The sequence below is a fragment of the Streptomyces sp. NPDC015346 genome (assembly GCF_043078785.1).
In the GTDB taxonomy this organism is placed as follows: domain Bacteria; phylum Actinomycetota; class Actinomycetes; order Streptomycetales; family Streptomycetaceae; genus Streptomyces.
The window spans coordinates 69849-82352 of sequence record NZ_JBIBTW010000006.1 but is presented as its reverse complement, the minus strand read 5'-3'; the positions used below and the strand labels follow the sequence as shown (position 1 = coordinate 82352).

Genomic DNA, 12504 nt, shown 5'->3' with positions numbered 1-12504 from the left:
TCGCCGGTTCGGCTACTCGGCTACTCGGCCTTGATGGCGTTCAGCATGTTCAGCTTCGCGGCGCTGCGCGCCGGCCACATCGCGGCCAGCACACCGACCAGTCCGGCCAGGACCAGGAAGACCCCGATCCGGTCCCAGGGCAGCACCAGCGCGTAACCCGGCAGCGTGCTCTTGACCGTCTCGCCGATCGCCCAGCCGAGGAACGCCCCGAGCCCGATGCCGATCACCGCGCCGAACACCGAGATGACGACGGCCTCCAGACGGACCATCCGCTTCACCCGGCGCCGGTCCAGACCGATCGCCCGCAGCATGCCGATCTCCTGCTGCCGCTCGAACACCGACATGGCCAGCGTGTTCACGACTCCGAGGATCGCGATGAGCAGGGCCATCGCGAGCAGGCCGTACATGATGTTCAGGAGCAGGTTGATCTGCCCGCCGAAGAGGTCACGGATGTCCTTGTGGTCCATCACCGTGATCGCCGGGTTCTCGCCCAGGGCCTGGACGAGGGCCTTCTCGTGCGCCGCGGACTGGCCGCCCTCCGTCTTCACGAAGACCTGCGGGATGTACGGCATCGCGTCGTGGGCGCTGAGGATCTTCGCGTCGATGACGATCGGCGAGGTGAACTCGCTCTCCTCGTAGATCGCGCCGACCTTCAGGGTGCCCTTCTTCTCGTCGCCGAAGGTGACCGGCAGGGACGCGCCGACCTTCCAGCCCCGCTTCTCCGCCGTCTCGTCGGCGACCGCGATCTCGCCCTTGGCGAGCGAGGCGAAGGAGCCGCTGACCACCCGGAGGTTCAGGACCTTCTCGACGTCTCCGGGGGTGACACCGGAGGCGGACGTGAAGTCGTCCCCGATCTCCAGGTACCCGGCCTGCTGGGGCGAGACGGCCGTGACGCCCGGCGTCTTCTCCAGCGCGGTGAGCGCCGACCCGTCCAGGCCGCCCCCCGCTCCCTCCGCCATGGTGATCATGTAGTCGGCCTTGATCTGGTCGACGGTCATCCTGTCCAGGGCCGTACCGACCGTGGCGCCGAGCACCGAGAGGCCGGTGACCAGGGTGAGACCGATGGCAAGCGCGGAGGCGGTGGCGCCGGTACGGCGCGGGTTGCGGACCGCGTTCTGGCCGGCGAGCTTGCCCGCGACGCCGAAGGGCCTGAGGACGGGGCGCGCGAGGGCGATGACCGGCCGGGAGAGCAGGGGGATGAGCACGATGACACCGATGAGGGTGAAGAATGCGCCCGCCGCGATCATCATCCGGCCGTCGTCGCCGCCGGACCCCGCGCCGGCGACGATCCCCACCGCGCCGAGGGCGGTGATCGCCGCGCCGATGGAGTTGCGCACGACCAGCGACTTGGTGGTGGCCACCGCGTGGACGCTGCTCATCGCCGCGACCGGCGGGATCCTCGCGGCCCGGCGGCCGGGCAGCCAGGCGGCCAGCATCGTGATCAGGACGCCGACGGCGAGCGCGGAGACGACCGGGGTGGCGGTCAGGACCAGCGGGCCGTCCGGCACCTTCATGTCGAAGGCGGACATGCCCGAGCGCAGCCCCAGGGCGAGCAGGACACCGAGACCGAAGCCGACCGCGGAGGCGACCAGGCCGACGACGCCGGCCTCGGCAAGCACCGAGCGGGTGATCTGCTTGCGGGAGGCACCGACCGCGCGCATCAGCGCCAGCTCCCTGGTGCGCTGCGCGACGAGCATCGTGAAGGTGTTGGAGATCAGGAAGACACCGACGAAGAGCGCGATGCCGGCGAAGCCGAGCAGCACCTGGTTGAGGGCGCTGAGGCCGGACTCGATCATCCGGGCCTGCTCGTCGGCGAGCTCCCGGCCCGTCCTGGCCTCGGCGTCGTTGCCGATCAGCGGCTCGACCGCGGCGAGGACCTTCGCGTCGTCGGCGCCCTGGGCGGCGGCGACCGAGATCTCCTGGAAGTAGCCGGGCTTCAGGTACAGCCGCTGGGCCGTCGCGGTGTCGAAGAGGATCAGGCTGCCGCCCGCGCCGACGGCGCCGTCCTCGGTGGTGAAGACGCCCGAGAGCCGGTACTCCTTCACCGGGCCGTTGGTCGCGACCCGGACGGTGTCGCCGACCTGGTAGCCGCCCTTGGCGGCGGTCTCCTTGTCGAGGGCGACCTGCCCGGCCGCCGGGCCCGCGCCGGTGGTGAAGTCGTACGCCGGGTCCCGGCCGTCCTTGCCGGGGGCGAAGTTCGTGCCCTTGTTGGACCAGCCGACGCCGATCAGCTTGCCGTCCTTGTCGGGCACACCGGCGAAGCCGCTGACGCGTCCGGTGGCGGAGGCGACGCCGTCGAGGGCGCCTATCTTCGCCAGGGTCCGCTCGGAGAGGCCGGGGGCCTGGCGGGGGTCGTCGCGGTCCGCCGTCGAGGTGACGGCGACGGCCACGTCGTCGTAGCTCTTGGCCGACTGGTTGCGGAAGGCCTGGGAGAGGGTGTCGGTGAAGACCAGGGTGCCGGAGACGAAGGCCACGCCGAGCATCACGGCGAGCACGGTCATCAGCAGCCTGGCCTTGTGCGCGAGCACGTTGCGCAAGGCGGTACGGAACATGTGTGTGTCCTGGAGTGGGGCCCCTGCGGGGCGGAACGTCGAGAGGCGCGGGGTCCGGGGCGGGCGGCCCCGGAGCGGCGTCAGCTCGTGCGGCCCTTGGCGTCGAAGGCCTTCATGCGGTCGAGCACGCCGTCCGCCGTCGGGCTGAGCATCTCGTCGACGATCCGGCCGTCCGCGAGGAAGATCACCCGGTCCGCGTAGGAGGCGGCGACCGGGTCGTGGGTGACCATGACGACGGTCTGCCCCAGCTCGCGCACGGAATTGCGCAGGAAGCCCAGGACCTCGGCGCCGGAGCGCGAGTCGAGGTTTCCGGTCGGCTCGTCACCGAAGATGATCTCGGGGCGGGAGGCCAGCGCGCGGGCCACGGCGACGCGCTGCTGCTGGCCGCCGGAGAGCTGCGCGGGGCGGTGGCTCAGCCGGCCGGAGAGGCCGATCATGTCGATGACCCGCTCCACCCACTGCTTGTCGGGCCTGCGGCCCGCGATGTCCATCGGCAGCGTGATGTTCTCCAGGGCGGTCAGCGTCGGCAGCAGGTTGAACGCCTGGAAGATGAAGCCGATCTTGTCCCGGCGCAGCTGCGTGAGCTGCTTGTCCTTCAGGGTGCCCAGCTCGGTCTCGCCGATCCGGACCGAGCCGGAGCTGAAGGAGTCCAGGCCGGCGACGCAGTGCATCAGGGTCGACTTGCCGGAGCCCGAGGGGCCCATGATCGCGGTGAACTCTCCCTGGCGGAAGTCGACGGTGACGTGGTCCAGGGCGACCACCTGGGTTTCGCCCTGTCCGTAGACCTTCGAGAGATCCGTGGCGCGGGCTGCCACCGCGGTGGCGCGGGACACGGTGGGGGAGGTGGTCACGAGGGCGACTCCTGTCGGGACGGTGCGTTCGGGAACCACTCCATCGTGTCGAGCGTTGAGGCCCGGGTCGTCCGCCCACATGCCCGTTCCCGGGGCAGTCTGGAGTCGGACCGGGGGGCCCGCCCCTCCTCCTGAGGTATGACGGGATCCCTGAGGCGTCCTGAGGCGTCCCGAGGCGCCTCCGTGATCCAGGACGGGCCCGTACCGCGTGACGGAACGCGTCAAGGGTGCGGCGACTTTCCGTCATTCCGATGTGTGCGTCTTTGCGCCTGCGAGCCCCGTCACACTTCGCCCGAGGGGCCCCCACCTGCGCTGACACACCCTCAGACGTCAATAAAATAAGACAACATCGGGTGACCGTTCGGCTGAACGGGGGACGCGCCCAGATAGGCTCATGTGCCAACGCGGAGCCGCGCGCCATGCCCGGATGGTGGAATGCAGACACGGCGAGCTTAAACCTCGCTGGCCTTCGGGCCGTACCGGTTCGAGTCCGGTTCCGGGCACAGCTCCCCCGCGCCGGCCGCCTGGGCTTTCTTAACGATCGTGGAAAGATCCTCCCCGAGCACTAGGGAGTTTCTTTTGCTTCCGCATTACTCTTGACGCAAGGCCGCGCAGTGCGGCCATGGAGGAGTGAGATGAGGAGCAGCAACCCGGTCTTCTCGCGACGGGGGTTCAGCCGCGACAACGCCGCCGGCTTCAACGCGCAGCAGCCGCAGGCCGGGGGCCCCGCCGTCGGAACGAGCCCGTACGCCGAGGGCGCGACCAACCCGTACGCCACCAACCCGTACGCCCAGGACACCCAGCTGGGCGCACCGCCGCAGGCCCGCGGCGATGTGATGACGATCGACGACGTCGTGAGCCGTACGGCCATGACGCTCGGCACGGTCGTGCTCACCGCCGCCCTGTCGTGGTTCCTGCTGCCGGTCGACGAGGCCAGCATCGGCAAGTCGTACGGCATCGCCATCGGCGCGGCCCTCGTGGCCTTCGTCCTGGCCATGGTGCAGTCCTTCAAGCGCAAGGCCTCGCCGGCGATCATCCTGGCCTACGCGGCCTTCGAGGGCGTCTTCCTCGGCGTGATCTCCAGCGCGGTCTCGACCTACATCTCTCCCGGTGTGGTCGTCCAGGCGGTGCTCGGCACGATGGCGGTCTTCGCCGGTGTGCTGATCGCGTACAAGATGCGCTGGATCCGCGTCACCCGCCGTTTCTACGGCTTCGTGATGGCCGCCGCGATCGGCTTCATCCTGCTGATGGCGGTCAACGCGCTGTTCTCCCTCTTCGACGGTGCCGCCGGTGACGGTCTGGGCTTCCGCAGCGGCGGCCTCGGCATCCTCTTCGGCGTGATCGGCATCATCCTGGGTGCCTGCTTCCTCGCCCTCGACTTCAAGCAGGTCGAGGACGGCGTGGCCTACGGCGCCCCGCGCGAGGAGTCCTGGCTGGCGGCCTTCGGCCTCACCCTGACCCTGGTGTGGATCTACCTGGAGATGCTGCGGGTGCTGTCGATCCTGCAGGGCGACGACTGACGCGGCACCTCGCGCGACACCCCTGTGTGACGTGTGACCTGTGATGGAGGGAAGGGCCCGTCCGGCTTCGTGCCGGGCGGGCCCTTCCACGTCACGGGGCTGTCAGGGGGCAGCGTCAGCGGGGCGCGGCCGCGTCGAGCAGGACCCGCGCCGCGTCCTTCGCCCGGACGGCCGGCTCTGCCGAGCCCTCGATGCCGGCGAGGACCATCGCGCCGTTGGCGAGGATCGCCAGCTGGTCGGCGAGCTCCCGGGGCGCCCCGAGCGCGTCGGTCTGCTCGGCGAGGTACTGACGCAGCGCCTGCTTGTGGCCGCGGGCGATGTCGGCGACGTCCGGTGAGATGCCGCCCATCTCGCCGAAGGTGTTGATGAAGGCGCAGCCGCGGAATCCGGGGTCCGCGAACCAGTCGCCGAGGTAGTCGAAGACCGCGAGGGCGCGGGCGTACGGGGTGTCGGCGTGGGTGGCCCCGTGGGCGGCGATGGCCTCGCGCACGGCGCTGTCGCGGCGCTTGAGGACGGCCCACACCAGATGGTCCTTGGAGGGGAACAGCTGGTAGAGCCGCTTGAGGGAGACGCCGGACGCCGTGCGGATGGCGTCCATGCCGACCGCCTGTACCCCGCGTTCGTCGAAGAGCGTCTCGGCGGCCTCCAGGAGCCGCAGCTCGGCGGTTTCCGTGTCCATCGTCCGTCCACTCCCTCGTGCGGGCCCTGTTCCCCGTGCCCTGCCCTGGGCCCTGATGCGCCTTGCGCGGAGAACGATCGTTCTCCTACTCTACAACGCATCGGGAGAACGATCGTTCTCCGCTGCACGGGGAGGTTACCCATGTCCGCGTTCGCCCTGCGTTCCCGCACAGAGACCGTCGACGGCCTGGAGGTCTTCTACCGGGAGGCCGGCGACCCCGCCCGGCCCACGCTCGTCCTGCTCCACGGCTTTCCGTCCAGCTCGCACATGTACCGCGGTCTCATGGCCGAGCTGGCCGACGCGTACCACCTGATCGCCCCCGACCACATCGGCTTCGGCGCCTCCGCCGCGCCGGCCGTCGAGGACTTCCCGTACAGCTTCGAGAAGCTCACCGAGATCACGCTCGCGCTCCTCGACCGGCTCGGGATCGACCGCTTCGCGCTCTACATCCAGGACTACGGGGCCCCGATCGGGCTGCGGATCGCCTCACGCGCACCCGAGCGGATCACCGCGATCGTCACCCAGAGCGGCAACGCCTACCTGGAGGGCTTCACGCCCTTCTGGGACGTGCTCTTCGCGCATGCCAAGGACCGGGAGGCCAACGAGGCGGCGGTGCGCGAGCTGCTGACCGCCGAGGCCACCCGCCGGCAGTACACCCACGGGGTCCCGGCCGACCGCCTGGACCGCGTCGGCCCCGAGACCTGGACCCTGGACCAGGCGGGCCTGGACCGGCCCGGCAACAAGGAGATCCAGCTCCAGCTCTTCTGGGACTACCAGTTCAACCTGGACGGCTACCCGGCCTTCCAGGAGTACTTCCGCACCCACCGGCCCCCGCTGCTCGCGGCCTGGGGCCGGGGCGACGAGATCTTCGGACCCGCCGGGGCCGAGGCGTTCGCGCGGGACCTGCCGGACGCGGAGATCCACCTCCTCGACGCCGGGCACTTCGCCCTGGAGACGCATGGAGAGGAGATCGCGGCGCTGGTGCGGGGATTCCTCGACCGGCACGTCCGGCCCGCGCCCGCGCCCGAGCGCTGAGACACGGGGGCCCGCCGCGGCGGGCCCCCGTGGAGGTCAGAGCAGCCGGCGGGCCGCCCGGCGCAGGTCGTACTCGTGGATGATCGCCTTCGCGTGGCCGTACGAGAGTTCGTGTTCCCCCCGGAGCCAGCTGACCTTCTCCTCGAAGCGGACGAGGGAGGGGCCTTCCTCGACGGTGCGGAGCCAGTCGGAGACTTCACGACCGGTGCAATGGGGGATACGGGCGAGCAGGTTGCGGTGGGTCTCTTCGGAGAAGACGTGGGACATTCGGCGCCTCCGGACGCGTATTGCCGTGTGCTCCTTCCCGTCACCGTGCCCGAGCCCGGGCCCGTTGGCAACAGTCCCCGGAGGGCGCATAGGGTCGCGGAGTGCTTGATACGAGTGAACTGACCGCCGCCGTCGAGCGGTTCGCGGACCGCCTCAGGGTCGCCCCGCAGAGCCGCCTCCAGCGCGGCGCCGCCGCCGAAGGGCTAGCGCTGGCAAGGGAGTTGGCGCTCCTGGCGCAGCGGATCGAGGAGCCGGAGAGCGCCGGGCGGATCATGCCGGACGCCGGGGTCTTCACGGTCGCCGACCAACTTGTGGTCGCCGGAAACGATCTGGCGGAGATTCTGCGAACGGCCCCGGGCGGCTCCCGCGAGCGGGAGCTGGGCGAGGCCGTGGATCTCGTACGGAAGGCGTTGGGGCGGGCGGGTCTGTAGACCGGGCCGCCCCGGAGGCCGTGCGGCGGCCCGACAAGGCCGCTCGCCGGGTCAGAGGGAGGCGATCACGCGGTCGGCGAGGATGTAGACGTTCTCGTCGTCCGCGCCGCCGCAGGAGAACGTCAGGGCGTACGCGCCCGAGACGCCCGAGCCGCCGAGGAGGACCGGCGCCCGACCCGCGCGCAGCGCGTCCGCGAGACGCTCCGCCGTCTCCCGGTGGCCGGGGGTCATGCAGAGCGTGGTGCCGTCGGCGAAGACGTACACGTCGAGCGTGCCGAGCGGGCCCGGGCGTACGTCGGTCAGCGCGGTACGGGTCTCGGCGAGGTCCTCCAGGCGGGCCACCGTGCGCTCGTGGTCGGTGACGACGGGCGTCTGGACCGGCACGAAGTCCGGGTGCGAGGGGTGGCGGCGGCGGGCCGCGGCGAGCTCGGGGGAGTCCTCGGCGTACTCGGTCAGCTCCGGGAACTCCTCCAGGACGCTGTCGGTGCCGACGCCGTCCAGCGCGGCGGCCTCGGCCTCCATCGCCTCCAGGGCCATGGCCTCCAGGCCCGCGAAGTCGGCCTGGCGCGGGACGAAGAAGGGGCCGTCCTCGGCCGGGCCGGCGAGGCCCCCGAGCACGGAGGGGGCGTCGGCCGCGTCCCGGGCCTCCTGCGCCGCCCAGAACGCCCGCGCCTCGGCGAGCTCGCGCTCGCGCTCCTCGGCCAGCGCCTCGGCGACCGCGGCGCGTATCTCCTCGGCCGGAGTCTGGCGGGCGTGCGGGACGGAGACCCCGTGCGCGGTGGCCAGTTCGCTACGCAGAGCGGTGACCTGCTTACGGAGACCGTGGGCGGCGTGCAGGGCGGCGGCGCCCACGGCCGTGGCGGCGGCCGTGGTCACCAGCAGGGCAAGAGACATGGCGCTCACTGACGTACTCCCGATTCCGAGTCGATCCCCCGACTTCCTACATCAGCTTGTCGTGGGAGTGCGCCATCTGTCAGTGCAATACGTCACGAAATGGACAGGTATTTGTGCCTGGTGTTTCGTCCTTGAACCACTGTGACCTGGGGAAACAATCTCCCCCGGGACGTAGGTCACATCCTGGGGGAGATTCGGTCACGACTGGGACGCGACGGGATTGACGCGGCCGAAGCCGGCGCAGGCGGCCTCCGTCACGGCTCCGTCAGCGGCTCGGTCAACGGCTCAGCTCAGGCGCTCGATGACCATCGCCATGCCCTGGCCGCCGCCGACGCACATGGTCTCCAGGCCGAACTGCTTGTCGTGGAACTGGAGGCTGTTGATGAGCGTGCCGGTGATGCGGGCGCCGGTCATGCCGAAGGGGTGGCCGACGGCGATGGCGCCGCCGTTGACGTTCACCTTGTCCAGGTCCAGACCCAGGTCCTGGTAGGACGGGATGACCTGGGCGGCGAAGGCCTCGTTGATCTCGGCCAGGTCGATGTCGCCGATCGTCAGGCCGGCGCGCTTGAGGGCCTGCTTGGAGGCCTCGACCGGGCCGAGGCCCATGATCTCGGGGGAGAGGCCCGAGACGCCGGTGGAGACGATCCGGGCGAGCGGGGTCAGGCCCAGCTCGCGCGCCTTGGTGTCGGACATGATCACGAGCGCGGCGGCGCCGTCGTTGAGCGGACAGCAGTTGGCGGCGGTGACCAGGCCGTCGGGGCGGAAGACGGGCTTGAGGCCCTGGACGCCCTCCAGCGTGACGCCGGCGCGCGGGCCGTCGTCGGCGGAGACCACGGTGCCGTCCGGGGTCGTCACCGGGGTGATCTCGCGCTCCCAGAAGCCGTTCTTGATGGCCTGCTCGGCGAGGTTCTGCGACCGTACGCCGAACTCGTCCATCTCCTGGCGGCTGATGCCCTTCAGGCGCGCCAGGTTCTCGGCGGTCTGACCCATGGCGATGTACGCGTCCGGGACCAGGCCGTCCTCGCGCGGGTCGTGCCAGGTGGAGCCCTCGGAGGCGGCGACGGCGGCGGTGCGCGCCTCGGCCTCGGCGAAGAACGGGTTGTGCGTGTCCGGCAGCGAGTCGGAGTTGCCCTTCACGAAGCGGGACACCATCTCGACACCGGCCGAGATGAAGACGTCGCCCTCGCCGGCCTTGATCGCGTGCAGCGCCATGCGGGAGGTCTGCAGCGAGGAGGAGCAGTAGCGGGTGATCGTGCAGCCGGGGAGGTGGTCCATCCCCATCTGCACGGCGACGATCCGGCCCAGGTTGTTGCCCTGCTCGCCGCCGGGGAGGCCGCAGCCGAGCATCAGGTCGTCGATGTCGCGCGGGTCGAGCTCGGGGACCTTGGCGAGCGCCGCCTGGACGATGGTCGCGGTGAGGTCGTCCGGTCGCAGGTCCTTCAGGGAGCCCTTGAAGGCCCGGCCGATGGGGGAGCGGGCGGTCGAGACGATGACGGCTTCGGGCATCACGGCTCCATGAGGGGTGCGGTGCGGTTCTGGCAGGACTGAAGGGGAAGTTACCCGTACGTACCGCATTGGTCACCGGCCTGACGGTGTGACGCGGGCCTCTTTTCTAAGCGAGCGCTCAGTCACGAACCCTTCGCGTCGGGCCCGCGGCCCGGGCGTGCCCCCTCAAGGCCGGCGTACCTCCTCCGTGGACGGGGCCGGTTCCGGCGCGGACTCCGGCAGGCGCCGGCGCCTGCGGTGCTTGAGCAGCGCCCATGGCGCCCGCGCGCCCGTGACCTCCGTACCCGCTTCCTTCACCGCCTCCGCCGCGGCCTTCGCCACCGGCAGGATGTTCTCGTGACGGTCCGGCTCCAGGCGGTCGGCCTCCGGCCACACGCCGAGGACCGCGCACACCGTCGGCAGCACCGCCATCGCGGCCGTCGCGTACCCCTCGGCCGACGGGTGGTAGTTGTCCGCCCCGAACATCTCGCGCGGGTTCGCCGCGAACTCCGGGCCCAGCAGGTCGCCCAGCGACACCGTCCGGCCGCCCTGCTCCACCACCACGATCGTCTGCGCCGCCGCCAGCTGCCGCGACACCCGCCGGGCCAGCCACCGCAGCGGCTGGTAGACCGGCTCGATCGTCCCCAGGTCCGGACAGGTCCCGACGACCACCTCCGCGCCCGCCGTCCGCAGCCGCCGCACCGCCGCCGCCAGATACCGCACCGACTCGGTCGCCGACATCCGGTGCGTCACGTCGTTCGCGCCGATCATGATCACGCACACGTCGGGCGGGCCCGCCGGAGCCGTCAGCAACAGCGACACCTGGCGTTCCAGGTCGTCCGAGCGCGCCCCCGGCAGCGCCACGTTCCGCAGCACCACCGGACGCTCCGCCACCGCGGCGAGCCCCGAGGCCAGCAGCGCCCCCGGCGTCTGCCCGGAGCGGCGCACCCCCTGGCCCGCCGCCGTCGAATCACCCAGAAGGGCCAGCCGCAGCGGGACCGAGGCGGGGTCCGGGGCCGCCCCGGACCCGGAACGGGCGGCGGAACCGGACGCCTGGAACGAGCGCCCGTACAGTCCCTCCGCCGTGGGCGGCAGCGGCGCCACCCCGCCCCCCACCGATCTTTTCGCCAGCTGCACCTCGGCCAGGAGCACCCCCACCGCTGCCACGCCGAGCAGCCCGATGCTCCCGCCTCCGTACGCCGCGCCCGCCGCGATCCGCCGCGCCACCCTCGCCCTCGACATAGGGGCAGTCACCTCCTTCAAGCCGTTCAGGATCTAACTGCCCCGTAACCCGCTCCGACTACGCATACGCTGGCTTCACCATTACGGAGACCCCGGAGATTACGGTGCAATTCCACGACTCGATGATCAGCCTCGTCGGCAACACCCCGCTGGTGAAGCTCAACAACGTGACAGCGGGCATTCAGGCGACCGTCCTGGCCAAGGTCGAGTACTTCAACCCGGGCGGCTCGGTCAAGGACCGCATCGCGGTCCGCATGATCGAGGCGGCCGAGGAGAGCGGTGCTCTCAAGCCCGGCGGCACCATCGTCGAGCCCACGTCCGGCAACACGGGCGTCGGCCTCGCCATCGTGGCCCAGCAGAAGGGCTACAAATGCATCTTCGTCTGCCCGGACAAGGTGTCCACGGACAAGATCAACGTGCTGCGGGCGTACGGCGCCGAGGTCGTCGTCTGCCCCACGGCCGTCGATCCCGAGCACCCCGACTCGTACTACAACGTGTCGGACCGGCTCGTCCGTGAGACCCCCGGCGCCTGGAAGCCCGACCAGTACTCGAACCCGAACAACCCCCGTTCGCACTACGAGACCACCGGACCCGAGCTCTGGGAGCAGACGGACGGGAAGATCACCCACTTCGTCGCGGGCGTCGGCACCGGCGGCACCATCTCGGGCACCGGCCGGTACCTCAAGGAGGCCAGCGGCGGCACGGTCCAGATCATCGGCGCCGACCCCGAGGGCTCCGTCTACTCCGGCGGCTCCGGCCGGCCGTACCTCGTCGAGGGCGTCGGCGAGGACTTCTGGCCCACCGCCTACGACGCGACCGTCACCGACCGGATCGTCGCCGTCTCGGACAAGGACTCCTTCCAGATGACCCGCCGTCTCGCCAAGGAGGAGGGCCTCCTGGTCGGCGGCTCCTGCGGCATGGCGGTCGTCGCGGCCCTGGAGGTCGCCCGGGAGCTCGGCCCCGACGACATCGTGGTCGTGCTGCTGCCCGACTCCGGCCGCGGCTACCTCTCCAAGATCTTCAACGACGAGTGGATGGCCGACTACGGCTTCCTGGAGGACACCTCCACCGCCACCGTCGCCGACGTGCTCCGGCACAAGGAGGGCGGCCTGCCCTCCCTGGTCCACATGCACCCGGAGGAGACGGTCGGTCAGGCCATCGAGGTGCTGCGGGAGTACGGCGTCTCCCAGATGCCGATCGTGAAGCCGGGTGCCGGTCACCCCGACGTCATGGCCGCCGAGGTCGTCGGCTCGGTCGTCGAACGCGAGCTGCTCGACGCGCTGTTCACCAAGCGGGCCTCCCTCGAGGACCCGCTGGAGCGGCACATGAGCGCGCCGCTGCCGCAGGTCGGCTCCGGCGAGCCGGTCGCCGACCTGATGTCCGTGCTCGGCGCGGCGGACGCGGCGATCGTGCTGGTCGAGGGCAAGCCGACGGGCGTGGTCAGCCGTCAGGACCTGCTCGCCTTCCTCGCCGGCGGCGGAGCCAAGGGCGCCAAGTAGCCCTGGAGCACGGCCGATCGGGCGCCTCGGCGCGCGTTCGCGAAATCGG

General features: G+C 71.1%; 11 protein-coding genes and 1 tRNA gene. 5 read left to right on the top strand and 7 right to left on the bottom strand.

The genetic code is table 11. The features are described 5' to 3' along the window. Positions 1-20: 20 nt before the first annotated feature. Complete coding sequence (locus ACF06X_RS22765) at positions 21-2552, bottom strand: ABC transporter permease (protein ID WP_392289107.1); 2532 nt, start codon at positions 2550-2552, stop codon at positions 21-23. An 80-nt stretch (positions 2553-2632) separates the two neighbouring features. Continuing rightward, positions 2633-3403, bottom strand: coding sequence for an ABC transporter ATP-binding protein (locus ACF06X_RS22760; RefSeq protein WP_392289106.1), 771 nt, complete (start codon positions 3401-3403; stop codon positions 2633-2635). Between the two features lie 421 nt (positions 3404-3824). Here ACF06X_RS22760 and ACF06X_RS22755 point away from each other — a divergent pair. Together ACF06X_RS22755 and ACF06X_RS22750 are read left to right on the top strand one after the other, a co-directional pair. Beyond that, positions 3825-3906, top strand: a tRNA-Leu gene (locus tag ACF06X_RS22755). Between the two features lie 132 nt (positions 3907-4038). Next, complete coding sequence (locus ACF06X_RS22750; protein ID WP_392289105.1) at positions 4039-4923, top strand: Bax inhibitor-1/YccA family protein; 885 nt, start codon at positions 4039-4041, stop codon at positions 4921-4923. Positions 4924-5038: 115 nt separating this feature from the next. Here ACF06X_RS22750 and ACF06X_RS22745 read toward each other — a convergent pair whose 3' ends face one another. Next, positions 5039-5602, bottom strand: a complete 564-nt coding sequence (locus ACF06X_RS22745) for a TetR/AcrR family transcriptional regulator (RefSeq protein WP_392289104.1) — start codon at positions 5600-5602, stop codon at positions 5039-5041. A gap of 141 nt (positions 5603-5743) precedes the next feature. On the opposite strand from ACF06X_RS22745, the gene ACF06X_RS22740 reads away from it, so the two are divergent. Further along, entirely contained in the window at positions 5744-6637 is an 894-nt protein-coding gene (locus ACF06X_RS22740; protein WP_392289103.1) for an alpha/beta fold hydrolase, read from the top strand. Between the two features lie 36 nt (positions 6638-6673). On the opposite strand, the gene ACF06X_RS22735 is transcribed toward ACF06X_RS22740, so the two are convergent. Continuing rightward, positions 6674-6904, bottom strand: a complete 231-nt coding sequence (locus ACF06X_RS22735; RefSeq protein WP_215064852.1) for a DUF4287 domain-containing protein — start codon at positions 6902-6904, stop codon at positions 6674-6676. 101 nt (positions 6905-7005) lie between these two features. Here ACF06X_RS22735 and ACF06X_RS22730 point away from each other — a divergent pair, with 101 nt between their 5' ends. Beyond that, a complete protein-coding gene (locus tag ACF06X_RS22730; RefSeq protein ID WP_392289102.1) occupies positions 7006-7335 on the top strand; it encodes a hypothetical protein in 330 nt (109 codons plus the stop codon). A gap of 51 nt (positions 7336-7386) precedes the next feature. Here ACF06X_RS22730 and ACF06X_RS22725 read toward each other — a convergent pair whose 3' ends face one another. The 3 genes from ACF06X_RS22725 to ACF06X_RS22715 form a co-directional block, all read right to left on the bottom strand. Further along, positions 7387-8229 (bottom strand): hypothetical protein, encoded by an 843-nt coding sequence (locus tag ACF06X_RS22725; protein ID WP_392289416.1) that lies wholly within the window; start codon positions 8227-8229, stop codon positions 7387-7389. A gap of 285 nt (positions 8230-8514) precedes the next feature. After that, positions 8515-9735 (bottom strand): acetyl-CoA C-acetyltransferase, encoded by a 1221-nt coding sequence (locus ACF06X_RS22720; RefSeq protein ID WP_392289101.1) that lies wholly within the window; start codon positions 9733-9735, stop codon positions 8515-8517. A gap of 165 nt (positions 9736-9900) precedes the next feature. Further along, the gene (locus ACF06X_RS22715; protein ID WP_392289415.1) at positions 9901-10941 is read right to left on the bottom strand and encodes an SGNH/GDSL hydrolase family protein; all 1041 of its coding nucleotides are present in this window, start codon (positions 10939-10941) and stop codon (positions 9901-9903) included. Positions 10942-11060: 119 nt separating this feature from the next. Here ACF06X_RS22715 and ACF06X_RS22710 point away from each other — a divergent pair, with 119 nt between their 5' ends. Next, positions 11061-12455: a cystathionine beta-synthase gene (locus ACF06X_RS22710; protein WP_392289100.1), complete on the top strand. Its 1395-nt coding sequence runs from the start codon at positions 11061-11063 to the stop codon at positions 12453-12455. Positions 12456-12504: the final 49 nt, after the last annotated feature.